The organism is Bacillus glycinifermentans (assembly GCF_001042475.2).
GTDB classification, from domain to species: domain Bacteria; phylum Bacillota; class Bacilli; order Bacillales; family Bacillaceae; genus Bacillus; species Bacillus glycinifermentans.
Map to the genome: position 1 here is coordinate 33569 of NZ_LECW02000027.1, position 14279 is coordinate 47847.

The following is a 14279-nucleotide window of genomic DNA, read 5'->3' on the forward strand; positions in this document are numbered from 1 at the left end:
TCTAAATATAGAATGATCTTAACAGGAGGTGTGACGAATGACCAAAGGAATCTTAGGAAGAAAAATTGGTATGACGCAAGTTTTCGCAGAAAACGGTGATCTTATTCCGGTAACTGTTATCGAAGCTGCAGCTAATGTTGTACTTCAAAAGAAAACAGTTGAAAACGACGGTTATGAAGCGATCCAAATCGGTTTTGATGATAAGCGTGAAAAGCTTGCCAACAAGCCTGAAAAAGGACACGTCGCAAAAGCGGAAACTGCACCTAAGCGCTTCGTTAAAGAATTACGCGGAGTGGAAATGGATGCGTATGAAGTTGGTCAGGAAGTCAAAGTTGATATTTTCTCTAACGGAGATATCGTAGATGTAACAGGAATTTCAAAAGGTAAAGGTTTCCAAGGCGCAATTAAACGCCACGGACAATCTCGCGGACCTATGTCTCACGGTTCCCGCTACCATCGTCGTCCTGGTTCAATGGGACCGGTAGACCCTAACCGTGTATTCAAAGGAAAGCTGTTGCCTGGACGTATGGGCGGAGATCAAATCACTGTTCAAAACCTTGAAATCGTAAAAGTTGATGCTGAGCGCAATCTTCTTTTAGTTAAAGGGAACGTTCCTGGTGCAAAAAAATCACTAGTCACTGTAAAAAGTGCTGTTAAATCTAAATAATTCTCTTAGGAAAGGAGGAAATTGATCATGCCAAAAGTAGCATTATACAACCAAAACGGTTCTACTGCTGGTGATATCGAATTAAACGACTCTGTATTTGGAATCGAGCCGAATGAGAGCGTGGTATTCGACGCTATTAATATGCAAAGAGCTTCCTTGCGACAAGGAACTCACAAAGTTAAAAATCGTTCTGAAGTTAGTGGCGGAGGTCGCAAACCTTGGCGTCAAAAAGGTACTGGCCGTGCCCGTCAGGGATCTATCCGTTCACCGCAATGGCGCGGAGGTGGTATCGTATTCGGTCCTACACCACGCAGCTATTCTTATAAATTACCGAAAAAAGTTCGCCGCTTGGCAATCAAATCAGCATTGTCTTCTAAAGTGCAGGACAACAACTTGATCGTTCTTGAAGATCTTACTCTTGATGCGGTTAAAACAAAAGAAATGGCAGCTATCCTTAAAGGTCTGTCTATCGAGAAAAAAGCTTTAGTCGTAACTGCAGATGCTAACGAAACAGTTGCGCTATCTGCTCGCAACCTTCCGGGAGTTACGGTCGTTGAAGCTAACGGAATCAACGTTCTCGATGTTGTCGGTCACGAGAAGCTTGTGATGACAAAAGCAGCGGTTGAAAAAGTAGAGGAGGTGCTTGCATAATGAAAGATCCTCGTGATGTTCTTAAGCGCCCCGTCATTACTGAACGTTCTGCTGATTTAATGGCTGAAAAGAAATATACGTTTGAAGTAGACGTTAAAGCTAATAAAACAGAAGTGAAAGACGCAGTTGAAGAAATCTTTGGAGTGAAGGTTGAAAAAGTCAACATTATGAACTACAAAGGGAAATTCAAACGTGTCGGCCGCTACTCTGGTATGACAAACCGTCGCAGAAAAGCGATTGTGAAGCTTACTGCAGACAGCAAAGAAATCGAAATTTTTGAAGCTTAATCACTTGTAAAAAGAAGGAGGGAAATTCAAAATGGCGATTAAAAAGTACAAACCGACCTCAAACGGACGTCGCGGCATGACATCTTCTGATTTCGCTGAAATCACGACAGATCAGCCGGAAAAATCCTTGCTTGCCCCGCTTCACAAAAAAGGCGGACGCAACAACCAAGGTAAATTGACTGTACGTCATCAAGGCGGCGGACATAAACGCCAATACCGTATTATCGACTTCAAACGCGATAAAGATGGTATACCTGGACGCGTTGCTACAGTTGAATACGATCCAAACCGTTCAGCGAACATTGCTCTAATTAACTATGTAGACGGAGAAAAACGCTACATCCTGGCTCCTAAGGGCCTACAAGTAGGAACTGAAATTATGTCAGGTCCAGAAGCTGACATTAAAGTAGGTAATGCACTTCCACTTATCAACATCCCAGTTGGTACAGTTGTGCACAACATCGAATTGAAACCTGGAAAAGGCGGACAGCTTGTACGTTCTGCTGGTACATCTGCCCAAGTTCTTGGTAAAGAAGGTAAATACGTTCTTGTACGTCTTAATTCCGGTGAAGTTCGCATGATTCTTTCTGCTTGCCGCGCTACGATCGGTCAAGTGGGTAACGAACAGCACGAACTGATCAACATCGGTAAAGCGGGACGTTCACGCTGGAAAGGCGTTCGCCCTACAGTTCGTGGTTCTGTAATGAACCCTAACGATCACCCACACGGCGGTGGTGAAGGACGCGCTCCAATCGGACGTAAATCACCTATGTCTCCATGGGGTAAACCAACTCTTGGATTCAAAACCCGTAAGAAAAAGAACAAATCAGATAAATTCATCGTTCGTCGTCGTAAAAATAAATAACGGGGTTGTCTACGGTTCTTATCGGACCGTAGTGCAATCACGAAGGGAGGTTCCAAAATGGCTCGCAGCTTAAAAAAAGGACCATTTGTCGATGATCATCTAATGACAAAAATCGAGAAATTAAATGAAACGGATAAGAAACAAGTTGTAAAAACTTGGTCTCGCCGTTCTACTATTTTCCCGCAATTTATCGGTCACACAATCGCAGTCTATGACGGCCGCAAACATGTGCCTGTTTACATCTCTGAAGATATGGTAGGTCACAAGTTGGGTGAGTTCGCACCGACTCGTACTTACAAAGGTCATGCTAGTGATGACAAAAAAACAAGACGCTAATGAGAGGAGGCTTTTAAATGCAACAAGCTAAAGCTGTCGCAAGAACAGTCCGTATTGCTCCTCGTAAGGCACGTCTAGTAATGGACCTGATTCGAGGTAAGCAAGTAGGTGAAGCAGTATCGATCTTGAACCATACGCCAAAAGCTGCTTCCCCGATTATTGAAAAAGTTTTAAAATCTGCTGTCGCTAACGCTGAGCACAACTATGAGATGGATATAAACAACCTGGTTGTTACTCAAGCTTACGTGAACGAAGGCCCTACGTTGAAAAGATTCCGTCCGCGCGCTATGGGACGTGCAAGCCAAATCAACAAACGTACGAGCCACATTACTATCGTTGTATCAGAAAAGAAGGAGGGATAACTCGTGGGTCAAAAGGTAAATCCAGTCGGTCTTCGTATCGGAGTCATTCGTGATTGGGAATCTAAGTGGTTCGCTGGCAAAGATTACGCTGACTTCCTTCACGAAGATCTAAAAATCCGTGAATTTATTAATCAACGCCTGTCTGACGCTTCTGTTTCTAAAGTGGAAATCGAGCGTGCGGCAAACCGTGTAAACATTACGATCCACACAGCTAAGCCTGGTATGGTTATCGGTAAAGGCGGTTCCGAAGTCGAAGCACTTCGTAAAGCCCTTAACAACCTTACTGGCAAGCGTGTACACATCAACATTCTTGAAATCAAAAAAGCTGATCTTGACGCTCAGCTGGTTGCAGACAATATCGCTCGTCAATTGGAAAACCGTATTTCATTCCGTCGTGCGCAAAAGCAACAAATCCAACGCACAATGCGCGCTGGTGCACAAGGTGTGAAAACGATGGTGTCCGGTCGTCTTGGCGGCGCAGATATCGCTCGTTCTGAATACTACAGTGAAGGAACTGTTCCATTGCACACATTGCGTGCTGACATCGACTATGCTACATCAGAAGCTGATACAACTTACGGCAAGCTTGGTGTAAAAGTCTGGATCTATCGTGGAGAGGTTCTTCCTACTAAGAAGAAAACTGAGGAAGGAGGAAAATAATATGTTAATGCCAAAACGCGTTAAATATCGCAGAGAGCATCGCGGAAAAATGCGCGGCCGTGCCAAAGGCGGCACTGAAGTGCATTTCGGTGAATACGGTATCCAAGCTCAAGAAGCTTCTTGGATCACAAACCGCCAAATCGAAGCTGCCCGTATCGCGATGACTCGTTACATGAAACGTGGCGGTAAAGTTTGGATCAAAATTTTCCCTTCTAAACCATACACAGCTAAGCCTCTAGAGGTTCGGATGGGTTCCGGTAAAGGTGCTCCTGAAGGATGGGTAGCTGTTGTAAAACCGGGCAAAGTTTTATTTGAAATTTCTGGTGTGTCTGAGGAAGTCGCTCGCGAAGCTCTTCGTCTGGCATCTCACAAATTGCCAATTAAAACGAAGTTCGTAAAACGTGAAGAAATTGGTGGTGAATCAAATGAAAGCTAATGAAATTCGTGACCTTACCACTGCTGAAATTGAACAAAAAGTAAAGTCTCTTAAAGAAGAACTTTTCAATCTTCGCTTTCAATTAGCGACAGGACAACTTGAAAATACTGCTCGCATCCGTGAAGTGCGCAAGTCAATCGCGCGCATGAAAACTGTGATTCGGGAAAGAGAAATTGCTGCCAACAAATAATTCCGGAGGGAGGTTCTCTAAACATGAGCGAACGCAATCAGCGCAAAGTTTACCAAGGACGTGTCGTTTCTGACAAAATGGATAAAACCATTACTGTTGTTGTAGAAACTTACAAAAAACACCCTCTTTACGGTAAACGCGTAAAGTACTCTAAAAAATTCAAAGCACATGATGAAAATAATCAGGCTAAAATCGGAGACATCGTAAAGATCATGGAAACTCGTCCATTATCTGCGACTAAACGTTTTCGTCTAGTTGAAGTTGTCGAAGAAGCTGTTATTATCTAATAAAGTTCGGAAACTTTTTTCCGAAGGGAGGTAACAAATAATGATTCAACAAGAGACTCGTTTAAAAGTAGCTGACAACTCTGGTGCTCGTGAAGTTCTGACGATCAAAGTTCTTGGCGGTTCCGGACGCAAGACGGCTAACATCGGTGATGTCATTGTTTGCACGGTTAAACAAGCAACACCAGGAGGCGTTGTCAAAAAAGGTGATGTCGTAAAAGCTGTTATCGTTCGTTCAAAGAGCGGAGCGCGCAGAACTGACGGATCTTACATCAAATTCGATGAGAATGCATGTGTTATCATCCGTGACGACAAAAGCCCGCGCGGAACTCGTATCTTCGGACCTGTAGCACGTGAACTTCGTGACAACAACTTTATGAAAATTGTTTCTCTAGCTCCAGAAGTACTTTAATGATATCAATGCCGGACTTAAGGAGGTGCGATCAGGATGCATGTTAAAAAGGGCGATAAAGTAATGGTTATCTCTGGTAAAGATAAAGGGAAACAAGGAGTGATCCTTGCAGCGTTCCCTAAAAAAGACCGCGTAATCGTTGAGGGTGTCAACGTGGTGAAGAAGCACTCTAAACCGACACAAGCAAATCCTCAAGGCGGAATTTTAAACCAAGAGGCGCCAATTCATGTGTCAAACGTAATGCCGCTCGATCCTAAAACAGGTGAAGTGACTCGCGTAGGATACAAAGTTGAAAATGGCAAAAAAGTTCGTATTGCAAAAAAATCTGGGCAAGTTCTAGATAACTAGTAATAAAGGAAGGGAGGTCTATCTCATGAACCGCCTTAAAGAAAAATACACTAAAGAAATTACACCTGCATTAATGAGCAAGTTTAATTACAAATCTGTGATGCAAGTGCCAAAAATCGAAAAAATCGTAATCAACATGGGTGTTGGTGACGCTGTTCAAAACGCTAAAGCGATCGATAGCGCTGTTGAAGAATTAACGTTTATCGCAGGTCAGAAACCTGTCGTTACTCGTGCGAAGAAATCTATTGCTGGATTCCGTCTTCGTGAAGGAATGCCGATCGGTGCGAAAGTAACTCTTCGCGGAGAGCGCATGTATGATTTCCTTGATAAACTGATTTCTGTTTCTTTACCACGTGTACGCGACTTCCGCGGTATCTCTAAAAAGTCTTTCGACGGACGCGGAAACTACACGCTGGGAATTAAAGAACAGCTGATCTTCCCTGAAATTGACTATGATAAGGTAACTAAAGTTCGCGGTATGGACATCGTTATCGTAACGACTGCCAATACAGATGAAGAAGCTCGTGAACTATTAACTCAATTAGGTATGCCATTCCAGAAATAATCAATGAAAGGGAGGCGAAATCGTGGCTAAAAAGTCAATGATTGCGAAACAAAAACGCACACCAAAGTTTAAAGTGCAAGAGTACACTCGCTGCGAACGCTGCGGCCGTCCGCACTCTGTAATTCGTAAATTTAAACTTTGCCGTATTTGTTTCCGTGAACTTGCATATAAAGGACAAATTCCTGGCGTTAAAAAAGCCAGCTGGTAATCCCCGTTAATGGGAAGGAGGTTATTAAATAATGGTTATGACAGATCCGATTGCAGATATGCTGACTCGTATTCGTAATGCAAACATGGTACGTCATGAGAAGCTTGAAATCCCGGCTTCTAAATTGAAAAGAGAAATCGCTGAAATCTTGAAAAGAGAAGGTTTCGTCCGTGACGTAGAATACATTGAAGACAACAAACAAGGCATCATCCGTGTATTCTTGAAATACGGTCAAAACAACGAGCGCGTCATCACTGGTCTTAAAAGAATCAGCAAACCTGGTCTGCGCGTTTATGCTAAGTCAAACGAAGTGCCTCGCGTACTGAACGGACTTGGAATCGCAATTCTTTCTACATCACAAGGTGTGTTAACAGATAAAGAAGCTCGCGCTAAACAAGCTGGCGGAGAAGTTTTAGCATACGTTTGGTAAGAAGTTTAACATGAATGGAGGTGCTTGGTATGTCTCGTGTAGGTAAGAAGCTACTTGAGATTCCTTCTGGCGTTACAGTTACGCTTAACAACAATACTGTAACCGTGAAAGGACCAAAAGGAGAATTAACTCGTACGTTTCATCCTGATATGAACATTAAAATTGAGGACAATGTACTTACAGTAGAACGTCCTTCTGATAACAAAGAACATCGCGCGCTGCATGGTACGACACGCAGCATCATCGGAAACATGGTTGAAGGTGTATCTAAAGGTTTTGAAAGAGGTTTGGAATTAGTCGGTGTCGGTTACCGTGCTTCTAAATCCGGAAACAAACTTGTTTTGAACGTTGGATACTCTCATCCAGTAGAAATCGTTCCTGAAAACGGAATCGAAATCGAAGTTCCATCTCAAACGAAAATAGTCGTAAAAGGTACAGATAAAGAGCGCGTTGGAGCTACTGCTGCAAACATCCGCGCTGTACGTTCTCCAGAGCCTTACAAAGGCAAAGGGATCCGCTATGAAGGAGAAATGGTTCGTCGTAAAGAAGGTAAATCTGCTAAGTAAAACCGCTTAAAGTGAGAAAGGAGTGACTCTGGATGATTACGAAAACAAGCAAGAATGCTGCACGTCTTAAAAGACACGCCCGTGTTCGCGCGAAGCTTTCAGGAACGCCTGAGAGACCTCGTCTTAATGTTTTCCGTTCAAACAAACATATCTACGCACAAGTGATCGATGACATGAACGGTGTTACACTTGTGAGTGCATCTACTCTTGATAAAGACTTTGACGCTGAAAAAAGCAGCGATACGTCTGCGGCTGCAAAAGTTGGAGAACTTGTTGCAAAACGCGCTTCTGAGAAAGGTATTAAAAACGTCGTGTTCGACCGTGGCGGATACCTGTATCATGGACGTGTAAAAGCATTGGCTGACGCTGCACGCGAAGCTGGTCTGGAATTTTAATAAAAGAAGGAGGGACATGTGAATATGCGTCGTATTGACCCAAGCAAATTAGAGTTAGAAGAACGCTTAGTTACCGTTAACCGCGTAGCGAAAGTTGTTAAAGGTGGTCGTCGTTTCCGTTTCGCAGCTCTAGTCGTTGTCGGTGACAAAAACGGTCACGTCGGATTCGGAACTGGTAAAGCACAAGAAGTGCCGGAAGCGATCCGCAAAGCTGTTGAAGATGCGAAAAAGAATTTGATCGAAGTACCAATGGTTGGAACTACAATTCCACACGAAATCGTCGGACATTTCGGTGCAGGAAACATCTTGTTAAAACCTGCTTCTGAAGGTACGGGAGTTATCGCTGGAGGCCCAGTACGTGCGGTGCTTGAGCTTGCCGGTGTAGCTGATATCCTTTCTAAATCTTTAGGTTCTAACACACCGATCAACATGATCCGTGCAACAATCCAAGGATTGAGCGAACTGAAACGCGCTGAGGATGTTGCGAAGCTTCGTGGAAAATCTGTAGAAGAACTGTTAGGATAAGGAGGGAACATTAATGGCTAAATTAGAAATTACCCTCAAACGCAGTGTAATCGGCCGTCCGGAAGATCAGCGCATCACTGTGAGAACGCTTGGTTTAAAGAAAACAAACCAAACCGTCGTTCACGAAGATAACGCTGCGATCCGCGGCATGATCAACAAAGTATCTCATTTAGTTTCTGTTAAAGAACAACAATAAAAATAAATGATAGGCTAAGGAGGTGTCCTAATGAAACTTCATGAATTAAAGCCCGCAGAAGGTTCACGCAAAACGCGCAACCGCGTAGGTCGTGGTATTGGTTCAGGTAACGGTAAAACAGCTGGTAAAGGTCATAAAGGTCAAAACGCTCGTTCTGGCGGCGGTGTACGTCCTGGATTCGAGGGTGGACAAATGCCTTTATTCCAACGTCTTCCTAAACGCGGTTTTACAAACATCAACCGCAAGGAATTCGCTGTGATCAACCTAGACAAACTCAACAGCTTTGCAGAAGGGACGGAAGTTACTCCTGAACTTCTTTTAGAAACAGGTGTAATCAGCAAGTTGAAATCTGGAGTGAAAATTCTTGGCGACGGTAAATTAGAAAAAAAATTAACTGTTAAAGCCAATAAATTCTCCGCTTCTGCTAAACAAGCAATTGAGGCTGCTGGCGGTACAGCTGAGGTGATCTAACTTGTTTAAGACAATCTCCAATTTTATGCGTGTGAAGGATATTCGGAATAAGATTATCTTCACTCTTTTAATGCTTATCGTCTTTCGTATCGGTTCATTCATTCCTGTGCCGAATGTAAATACAGAGGTTCTGAAGGCACAGGATCAAATGAGCGTATTTGGGGTTCTAAACACATTTGGCGGCGGTGCATTATACAACTTTTCCATTCTCGCGATGGGGATTATGCCATACATCACCGCTTCAATTATCATTCAGCTTTTACAGATGGATGTTGTTCCGAAGTTCACGGAATGGTCGAAGCAGGGTGAAGTTGGCCGCCGTAAATTAGCTCAGTTCACAAGGTACTTCACAATCGTTCTTGGTTTCATCCAAGCTTTAGGTATGTCTTACGGGTTTAATAACATGGCCGGCGGCGCGTTAATCAATGACCCGGGAGTCGGCACTTATTTGACCATTGCGATTGTACTCACTGCCGGAACTGCTTTTTTAATGTGGCTCGGTGAACAAATTACGGCTCATGGAGTTGGCAACGGAATTTCCATCATCATCTTTGCTGGTATCGTTGCCGGTATTCCGCAGACGATCAATCAGATCTATGCTCAGCAGTTTGTAGATGCTGGAGATCAGTTATTCATGCAAGTCTTAAAGGTTGTCATTATATTGGTTGCGATTTTGGCGATCGTCGTTGGAGTCATTTTCATTCAACAGGCGGTAAGAAAAATCTCAATTCAATATGCAAAAGGTTCAGGCCGTTCACCTGCTCCTGGCGGTCAGTCAACGCATCTGCCGCTGAAAGTTAACCCGGCGGGTGTCATTCCGGTCATCTTTGCTGTTTCGTTTATCATTACGCCGCGGACCGTGGCATCATTCTTTGGCTCTAACGATGTAACGAACTGGATCCAAAAAACGTTTGATTACACGCATCCGGTTGGAATGTGCGTCTATGCAGCATTGATTATTGCCTTTACCTACTTCTATGCATTTGTCCAGGTAAACCCTGAGCAAATGGCCGATAATCTTAAAAAGCAAGGTGGCTATATTCCGGGAGTTCGTCCAGGAAAAATGACTCAGGAAAGAATCACGAGCATTTTGTATCGACTTACATTTGTCGGCTCCATATTCTTGGCTGTGATTGCCATTCTTCCTGTCTTGTTCGTTAATTTTGCTGGGCTGCCTTCTTCTGCACAAATCGGCGGCACGAGCTTGCTGATTGTGATCGGTGTAGCACTTGAAACTATGAAGCAGCTTGAAAGCCAGCTGGTGAAACGAAACTATCGTGGATTTATGAAGCACTAGAGGAAATGGGATGTGCCCATTCCCTCTAAAAATAGAGAGGACGGGGAATCCGAAATGAACTTAGTCTTAATGGGACTGCCTGGAGCCGGTAAAGGAACACAGGCTGAACGGATTGTTGATGATTTTGGGATACCTCATATCTCAACAGGAGACATGTTCCGCGCTGCCATGAAAGAAGAAACGGATCTTGGACTTGAAGCCAAATCATACATTGATAAAGGTGAACTTGTTCCGGATGAAGTGACGATTGGTATTGTCAGGGAGAGACTTGGCAAGAATGATTGTGACCGGGGTTTTCTTCTGGACGGATTTCCGAGAACAGTCGCTCAAGCTGAGGCACTAGAGGAAATTCTTAAAGGACTGGGCAAGTCGATTGATTATGTCATCAATATTCAAGTCGATAAAGATGCCTTGATGGAACGTCTTACTGGGCGCAGAATCTGCAAAAATTGCGGTGCAACTTATCATTTAGTCTTTAATCCGCCTGCAAAGGAAAATGTATGCGATAAGTGTGGAGGAGAACTCTATCAGCGCGAAGATGATAATGAGGCTACGGTATCCACGCGTCTTGAGGTCAACTTGAAGCAGACTCAGCCTTTACTCGATTTCTATGCGGATAAAGGATATCTTGTAAACATTGAGGGGCAACAGCACATCAATGAAGTTTACGCAGATATAAAAGAGCTTCTCGGAGGCCGGGGCAAATGATTATTTGTAAAACTCCCCGAGAAATCGAAATCATGCGTGAAGCAGGCCGGATTGTTGCTTTAACTCACGAGGAGCTTAAAAAGCACATTAAACCCGGAATCTCGACAAAAGAATTGGATCAAATTGCCGAACGTTTTATTACGAAGCAGGGTGCAATCCCATCTTTTAAAGGGTATAATGGTTTTCGCGGGAGCATTTGCGTTTCAGTCAACGAAGAGCTGGTTCACGGTATACCGGGAAGCCGGGTGCTTCGTGACGGAGACATCATCAGCATCGATATCGGTGCGAAGCTAAACGGTTATCATGGTGACTCTGCGTGGACGTATCCAGTGGGAACGATCAGCGATGAGGATCAAAAACTGCTGGACGTGACAGAGGAATCTTTATATAGAGGCTTGCAGGAAGCAAAACCGGGAGAACGTTTGTCGAATATTTCCCACGCAATACAAACGTATGTCGAAAGCGAACATTTTTCTGTTGTCAGGGAATATGTCGGACACGGGGTTGGGCAGGATCTGCATGAGGATCCGCAAATTCCTCACTACGGTCCGCCGAATAAAGGCCCGCGGTTAAAGCCCGGCATGGTCTTGGCCATTGAACCGATGGTCAACGCAGGCAGCCGGTATGTCAAAACGCTGGCTGATAATTGGACGGTTGTTACTGTGGACGGGAAAAAGTGTGCTCATTTTGAACACACGATTGCGATTACGGAGACAGGTTTTGATATACTGACAAAAGCCTAGGTGAATGAGATGATTCGGAAAACGCCTGAAATTGGACAGTTCGTACGTATTACACGAGGACGCGAAACGAACCAATACGCAGTTGTTATCGATATCTTCGATCATCATCATGTGCTGGTAGCAGACGGAGAAAAACGTAAATTTCATTCTCCTAAGAAAAAGAATATCAATCATTTAACCTTTTATGATTGCGTATCTCCGGAAGTTCAGAACAGTATAAACGAAACTGGGCGTGTGACAAATGGAAAATTGAGATATTCTCTTTTGAAATTTGTCAGAGAGCAAGTTACTGATTTGAAGAAGGGAGAACACTTGAATGGCGAAAGACGATGTAATTGAAGTGGAAGGTACAGTAGTCGAAACGCTGCCAAACGCAATGTTCAAAGTTGAACTTGAAAATGGCCACACGGTTTTGGCTCATGTATCCGGTAAGATCCGCATGCACTTCATTCGCATTTTACCTGGAGACAAAGTTACGGTAGAATTATCTCCATATGACTTAACTCGTGGTAGAATTACGTACCGTTACAAATAAGGCACTCCGGAAATTGAAGGAGGTTGGAAACACATGAAAGTGAGACCATCAGTTAAACCGATCTGTGAAAAATGCAAGGTCATTCGCAGAAAAGGAAAAGTAATGGTGATCTGTGAAAATCCAAAGCATAAACAAAAACAAGGCTAATTTATAAGGAGGTGCGAGAGAGAATGGCTCGTATTGCTGGTGTAGATATCCCACGTGACAAACGTGTTGTTATTTCATTGACATACATCTTTGGAATCGGCCGTACAACGGCTCAGCAAGTATTAAAAGAAGCTGGTGTTTCTGAAGATACTCGCGTTCGTGATCTGACTGAAGAGGAACTTGGTAAAATCCGTGACGCGATCGACAAATTGAAAGTTGAAGGTGACCTTCGCCGTGAAGTGTCTCTTAACATCAAACGTCTGATCGAAATCGGAAGCTACCGCGGAATTCGCCATCGTCGCGGATTGCCTGTTCGCGGTCAAAATACGAAAAACAACGCGCGTACTCGTAAAGGTCCGCGTCGTACTGTAGCTAACAAGAAAAAATAAGTAAGGGAGGTATTTGAACAATGGCTGCTGCTCGTAAATCAAACACGCGTAAACGCCGCGTGAAAAAGAATATAGAATCTGGAATCGCTCATATTCGTTCAACTTTCAACAACACGATCGTTACAATTACTGATGTTCATGGCAATGCTCTTTCTTGGTCAAGTGCCGGAGCTCTAGGATTTAAAGGATCTCGTAAATCCACTCCGTTTGCTGCACAAATGGCCGCTGAAACAGCTGCAAAGGGTTCTATGGAACATGGACTGAAAACTCTTGAAGTGACTGTTAAAGGACCAGGTTCTGGCCGTGAAGCTGCAATCCGTGCACTGCAAGCTGCCGGACTTGAAGTTACTGCGATCAGAGACGTAACGCCTGTACCTCATAACGGTTGCCGTCCACCAAAACGTCGCCGCGTGTAATTTGTTTGTATAGATTTTGTGTCCCTGTCAATAATGGGTTATGATACAGTTAATTTATAAAACGAATGCACACTCGTTGCCTGAGCACATACGGGACTAAACAATGGGGAATTTCGGATAGAATCAGAGAAATTCTGTCCGGGGTTTCGACGTTTTGAAGGAGGGTTTTATGAAATGATCGAGATTGAAAAACCAAAAATCGAAACGGTTGAAATCAGCGACGATGCCAAGTATGGTAAATTTGTCGTAGAGCCACTTGAGCGTGGATATGGTACAACTTTGGGTAACTCCTTACGTCGTATCCTTTTATCCTCACTCCCTGGTGCCGCTGTAACATCGATCCAGATAGATGGTGTACTGCATGAATTCTCGACGATTGAAGGCGTTGTTGAAGATGTTACAACGATTATCTTAAACATTAAAAAACTTGCATTGAAAATCTACTCTGAAGAAGAGAAGACGCTTGAGATTGATGTTCAGGGTGAAGGAGTTGTAACGGCTGCTGATATTACCCACGACAGTGATGTTGAGATTTTGAATCCTGATCTTCACATTGCGACTCTTGGCCAAAACGCGAGTTTCCGAGTTCGCTTAACCGCTCAAAGAGGTCGCGGGTACACACCAGCTGATGCGAATAAAAGAGACGATCAGCCGATTGGCGTCATCCCGATTGATTCCATCTTTACACCAGTTTCTCGCGTTTCTTATCAAGTAGAGAATACTCGTGTGGGTCAGATTACAAACTATGACAAACTTACGCTTGACGTATGGACAGATGGAAGCACTGGACCAAAAGAAGCGATTGCGCTTGGTTCAAAGATTTTGACTGAACACCTTAATATTTTTGTCGGCTTGACCGACGAAGCCCAGCATGCTGAAATCATGGTTGAAAAAGAAGAGGATCAGAAAGAAAAAGTTCTGGAGATGACAATTGAAGAACTTGACCTTTCCGTCCGTTCTTACAACTGCTTGAAACGTGCGGGCATCAATACGGTTCAAGAGCTTGCGAACAAGACTGAAGAAGATATGATGAAAGTTCGCAACCTGGGTCGCAAATCACTTGAAGAAGTGAAAGCGAAACTTGAAGAGCTTGGACTCGGCCTTCGTAAAGACGATTGACTAGTTTCCATGTGAACTAGGATTTTCGTGTGTTTTTTATTTCAGATAGAGTATTTCAATAAAGGAGGGGA

At 43.7% G+C, this 14279-nt stretch carries 29 protein-coding genes; all 29 read left to right on the top strand.

Annotated features, from left to right (window positions below):
* The first annotated feature begins 37 nt into the window (after positions 1–37).
* Entirely contained in the window at positions 38–667 is a 630-nt protein-coding gene (rplC, locus tag AB447_RS16665) for a 50S ribosomal protein L3 (RefSeq protein ID WP_048355842.1), read from the top strand.
* Positions 668–694: 27 nt separating this feature from the next.
* Positions 695–1318, top strand: a complete 624-nt coding sequence (rplD, locus tag AB447_RS16670; protein WP_048355843.1) for a 50S ribosomal protein L4 — start codon at positions 695–697, stop codon at positions 1316–1318.
* Positions 1318–1605 (top strand): 50S ribosomal protein L23, encoded by a 288-nt coding sequence (gene rplW, locus AB447_RS16675; RefSeq protein WP_006640319.1) that lies wholly within the window; start codon positions 1318–1320, stop codon positions 1603–1605. Before rplD ends, rplW begins: the two co-directional genes overlap by 1 nt.
* A gap of 31 nt (positions 1606–1636) precedes the next feature.
* Positions 1637–2470 carry a 50S ribosomal protein L2 gene (gene rplB, locus AB447_RS16680; RefSeq protein WP_003178332.1) on the top strand — a complete coding sequence of 278 codons (834 nt, stop codon included), beginning with the start codon at positions 1637–1639 and terminating at the stop codon, positions 2468–2470.
* Between the two features lie 57 nt (positions 2471–2527).
* Positions 2528–2806, top strand: a complete 279-nt coding sequence (gene rpsS, locus AB447_RS16685) for a 30S ribosomal protein S19 (RefSeq protein WP_006640321.1) — start codon at positions 2528–2530, stop codon at positions 2804–2806.
* A gap of 17 nt (positions 2807–2823) precedes the next feature.
* Positions 2824–3168: a 50S ribosomal protein L22 gene (rplV, locus tag AB447_RS16690; RefSeq protein ID WP_048355844.1), complete on the top strand. Its 345-nt coding sequence runs from the start codon at positions 2824–2826 to the stop codon at positions 3166–3168.
* Between the two features lie 3 nt (positions 3169–3171).
* Positions 3172–3828: a 30S ribosomal protein S3 gene (gene rpsC, locus AB447_RS16695; RefSeq protein WP_046128855.1), complete on the top strand. Its 657-nt coding sequence runs from the start codon at positions 3172–3174 to the stop codon at positions 3826–3828.
* A 1-nt stretch (position 3829) separates the two neighbouring features.
* The gene (rplP, locus tag AB447_RS16700; protein ID WP_006640324.1) at positions 3830–4264 is read left to right on the top strand and encodes a 50S ribosomal protein L16; all 435 of its coding nucleotides are present in this window, start codon (positions 3830–3832) and stop codon (positions 4262–4264) included.
* A complete protein-coding gene (gene rpmC, locus AB447_RS16705) occupies positions 4254–4454 on the top strand; it encodes a 50S ribosomal protein L29 (RefSeq protein ID WP_003178343.1) in 201 nt (66 codons plus the stop codon). Before rplP ends, rpmC begins: the two co-directional genes overlap by 11 nt.
* 23 nt (positions 4455–4477) lie before the next feature.
* Positions 4478–4741 carry a 30S ribosomal protein S17 gene (rpsQ, locus tag AB447_RS16710; RefSeq protein ID WP_006640325.1) on the top strand — a complete coding sequence of 88 codons (264 nt, stop codon included), beginning with the start codon at positions 4478–4480 and terminating at the stop codon, positions 4739–4741.
* Between the two features lie 40 nt (positions 4742–4781).
* Positions 4782–5150 (top strand): 50S ribosomal protein L14, encoded by a 369-nt coding sequence (rplN, locus tag AB447_RS16715; RefSeq protein WP_048355845.1) that lies wholly within the window; start codon positions 4782–4784, stop codon positions 5148–5150.
* A 36-nt stretch (positions 5151–5186) separates the two neighbouring features.
* Positions 5187–5498 carry a 50S ribosomal protein L24 gene (rplX, locus tag AB447_RS16720; RefSeq protein WP_048406284.1) on the top strand — a complete coding sequence of 104 codons (312 nt, stop codon included), beginning with the start codon at positions 5187–5189 and terminating at the stop codon, positions 5496–5498.
* A gap of 25 nt (positions 5499–5523) precedes the next feature.
* Positions 5524–6063 carry a 50S ribosomal protein L5 gene (gene rplE, locus AB447_RS16725; RefSeq protein ID WP_048355846.1) on the top strand — a complete coding sequence of 180 codons (540 nt, stop codon included), beginning with the start codon at positions 5524–5526 and terminating at the stop codon, positions 6061–6063.
* Positions 6064–6085: 22 nt separating this feature from the next.
* Positions 6086–6271, top strand: a complete 186-nt coding sequence (rpsN, locus tag AB447_RS25395; RefSeq protein ID WP_003178353.1) for a 30S ribosomal protein S14 — start codon at positions 6086–6088, stop codon at positions 6269–6271.
* A gap of 31 nt (positions 6272–6302) precedes the next feature.
* Complete coding sequence (gene rpsH, locus AB447_RS16730) at positions 6303–6701, top strand: 30S ribosomal protein S8 (RefSeq protein ID WP_048355847.1); 399 nt, start codon at positions 6303–6305, stop codon at positions 6699–6701.
* A 29-nt stretch (positions 6702–6730) separates the two neighbouring features.
* Positions 6731–7267, top strand: a complete 537-nt coding sequence (gene rplF, locus AB447_RS16735) for a 50S ribosomal protein L6 (protein ID WP_048355848.1) — start codon at positions 6731–6733, stop codon at positions 7265–7267.
* Between the two features lie 32 nt (positions 7268–7299).
* On the top strand, positions 7300–7662 hold the full coding sequence (rplR, locus tag AB447_RS16740; protein WP_048355849.1) for a 50S ribosomal protein L18: 363 nt from the start codon (positions 7300–7302) through the stop codon (positions 7660–7662).
* Between the two features lie 24 nt (positions 7663–7686).
* Positions 7687–8187, top strand: a complete 501-nt coding sequence (gene rpsE / locus AB447_RS16745) for a 30S ribosomal protein S5 (protein WP_048355850.1) — start codon at positions 7687–7689, stop codon at positions 8185–8187.
* 13 nt (positions 8188–8200) lie between these two features.
* Positions 8201–8383, top strand: a complete 183-nt coding sequence (gene rpmD, locus AB447_RS16750; protein WP_046128860.1) for a 50S ribosomal protein L30 — start codon at positions 8201–8203, stop codon at positions 8381–8383.
* Between the two features lie 30 nt (positions 8384–8413).
* Positions 8414–8854 carry a 50S ribosomal protein L15 gene (gene rplO / locus AB447_RS16755; protein ID WP_029418438.1) on the top strand — a complete coding sequence of 147 codons (441 nt, stop codon included), beginning with the start codon at positions 8414–8416 and terminating at the stop codon, positions 8852–8854.
* A gap of 1 nt (position 8855) precedes the next feature.
* Positions 8856–10151 (top strand): preprotein translocase subunit SecY, encoded by a 1296-nt coding sequence (gene secY, locus AB447_RS16760; RefSeq protein ID WP_048355851.1) that lies wholly within the window; start codon positions 8856–8858, stop codon positions 10149–10151.
* Between the two features lie 54 nt (positions 10152–10205).
* A complete protein-coding gene (locus AB447_RS16765) occupies positions 10206–10859 on the top strand; it encodes an adenylate kinase (RefSeq protein WP_048355854.1) in 654 nt (217 codons plus the stop codon).
* Positions 10856–11602 (top strand): type I methionyl aminopeptidase, encoded by a 747-nt coding sequence (gene map, locus AB447_RS16770; protein WP_048355852.1) that lies wholly within the window; start codon positions 10856–10858, stop codon positions 11600–11602. Before AB447_RS16765 ends, map begins: the two co-directional genes overlap by 4 nt.
* A gap of 9 nt (positions 11603–11611) precedes the next feature.
* Positions 11612–11941 carry a KOW domain-containing RNA-binding protein gene (locus AB447_RS16775; RefSeq protein ID WP_046128863.1) on the top strand — a complete coding sequence of 110 codons (330 nt, stop codon included), beginning with the start codon at positions 11612–11614 and terminating at the stop codon, positions 11939–11941.
* Positions 11919–12137, top strand: coding sequence for a translation initiation factor IF-1 (gene infA / locus AB447_RS16780; protein ID WP_003178377.1), 219 nt, complete (start codon positions 11919–11921; stop codon positions 12135–12137). Before AB447_RS16775 ends, infA begins: the two co-directional genes overlap by 23 nt.
* A 33-nt stretch (positions 12138–12170) precedes the next feature.
* Positions 12171–12284, top strand: coding sequence for a 50S ribosomal protein L36 (gene rpmJ, locus AB447_RS16785; protein ID WP_003156543.1), 114 nt, complete (start codon positions 12171–12173; stop codon positions 12282–12284).
* 23 nt (positions 12285–12307) lie between these two features.
* Positions 12308–12673 (top strand): 30S ribosomal protein S13, encoded by a 366-nt coding sequence (gene rpsM / locus AB447_RS16790; protein ID WP_048406285.1) that lies wholly within the window; start codon positions 12308–12310, stop codon positions 12671–12673.
* A gap of 20 nt (positions 12674–12693) precedes the next feature.
* Positions 12694–13089, top strand: a complete 396-nt coding sequence (gene rpsK / locus AB447_RS16795; RefSeq protein ID WP_048354126.1) for a 30S ribosomal protein S11 — start codon at positions 12694–12696, stop codon at positions 13087–13089.
* 174 nt (positions 13090–13263) lie between these two features.
* Positions 13264–14208 (top strand): DNA-directed RNA polymerase subunit alpha, encoded by a 945-nt coding sequence (locus tag AB447_RS16800; protein WP_003178382.1) that lies wholly within the window; start codon positions 13264–13266, stop codon positions 14206–14208.
* Positions 14209–14279 lie beyond the last annotated feature (71 nt).

Bases quoted from the DNA above. Each gene is read 5' to 3' on its own strand.
- rplC (WP_048355842.1), top strand. From the start codon at position 38: ATGACCAAAGGAATCTTAGGAAGAAAAATTGGTATGACGCAAGTTTTC.
- rplD (WP_048355843.1), top strand. From the start codon at position 695: ATGCCAAAAGTAGCATTATACAACCAAAACGGTTCTACTGCTGGTGAT.
- rplW (WP_006640319.1), top strand. From the start codon at position 1,318: ATGAAAGATCCTCGTGATGTTCTTAAGCGCCCCGTCATTACTGAACGT.
- rplB (WP_003178332.1), top strand. From the start codon at position 1,637: ATGGCGATTAAAAAGTACAAACCGACCTCAAACGGACGTCGCGGCATG.
- rpsS (WP_006640321.1), top strand. From the start codon at position 2,528: ATGGCTCGCAGCTTAAAAAAAGGACCATTTGTCGATGATCATCTAATG.
- rplV (WP_048355844.1), top strand. From the start codon at position 2,824: ATGCAACAAGCTAAAGCTGTCGCAAGAACAGTCCGTATTGCTCCTCGT.
- rplP (WP_006640324.1), top strand. From the start codon at position 3,830: ATGTTAATGCCAAAACGCGTTAAATATCGCAGAGAGCATCGCGGAAAA.
- rpmC (WP_003178343.1), top strand. From the start codon at position 4,254: ATGAAAGCTAATGAAATTCGTGACCTTACCACTGCTGAAATTGAACAA.
- rpsQ (WP_006640325.1), top strand. From the start codon at position 4,478: ATGAGCGAACGCAATCAGCGCAAAGTTTACCAAGGACGTGTCGTTTCT.
- rplN (WP_048355845.1), top strand. From the start codon at position 4,782: ATGATTCAACAAGAGACTCGTTTAAAAGTAGCTGACAACTCTGGTGCT.
- rplX (WP_048406284.1), top strand. From the start codon at position 5,187: ATGCATGTTAAAAAGGGCGATAAAGTAATGGTTATCTCTGGTAAAGAT.
- rplE (WP_048355846.1), top strand. From the start codon at position 5,524: ATGAACCGCCTTAAAGAAAAATACACTAAAGAAATTACACCTGCATTA.
- rpsH (WP_048355847.1), top strand. From the start codon at position 6,303: ATGGTTATGACAGATCCGATTGCAGATATGCTGACTCGTATTCGTAAT.
- rplF (WP_048355848.1), top strand. From the start codon at position 6,731: ATGTCTCGTGTAGGTAAGAAGCTACTTGAGATTCCTTCTGGCGTTACA.
- rplR (WP_048355849.1), top strand. From the start codon at position 7,300: ATGATTACGAAAACAAGCAAGAATGCTGCACGTCTTAAAAGACACGCC.
- rpsE (WP_048355850.1), top strand. From the start codon at position 7,687: ATGCGTCGTATTGACCCAAGCAAATTAGAGTTAGAAGAACGCTTAGTT.
- rpmD (WP_046128860.1), top strand. From the start codon at position 8,201: ATGGCTAAATTAGAAATTACCCTCAAACGCAGTGTAATCGGCCGTCCG.
- rplO (WP_029418438.1), top strand. From the start codon at position 8,414: ATGAAACTTCATGAATTAAAGCCCGCAGAAGGTTCACGCAAAACGCGC.
- AB447_RS16765 (WP_048355854.1), top strand. From the start codon at position 10,206: ATGAACTTAGTCTTAATGGGACTGCCTGGAGCCGGTAAAGGAACACAG.
- map (WP_048355852.1), top strand. From the start codon at position 10,856: ATGATTATTTGTAAAACTCCCCGAGAAATCGAAATCATGCGTGAAGCA.
- AB447_RS16775 (WP_046128863.1), top strand. From the start codon at position 11,612: ATGATTCGGAAAACGCCTGAAATTGGACAGTTCGTACGTATTACACGA.
- infA (WP_003178377.1), top strand. From the start codon at position 11,919: ATGGCGAAAGACGATGTAATTGAAGTGGAAGGTACAGTAGTCGAAACG.
- rpmJ (WP_003156543.1), top strand. From the start codon at position 12,171: ATGAAAGTGAGACCATCAGTTAAACCGATCTGTGAAAAATGCAAGGTC.
- rpsM (WP_048406285.1), top strand. From the start codon at position 12,308: ATGGCTCGTATTGCTGGTGTAGATATCCCACGTGACAAACGTGTTGTT.
- rpsK (WP_048354126.1), top strand. From the start codon at position 12,694: ATGGCTGCTGCTCGTAAATCAAACACGCGTAAACGCCGCGTGAAAAAG.
- AB447_RS16800 (WP_003178382.1), top strand. From the start codon at position 13,264: ATGATCGAGATTGAAAAACCAAAAATCGAAACGGTTGAAATCAGCGAC.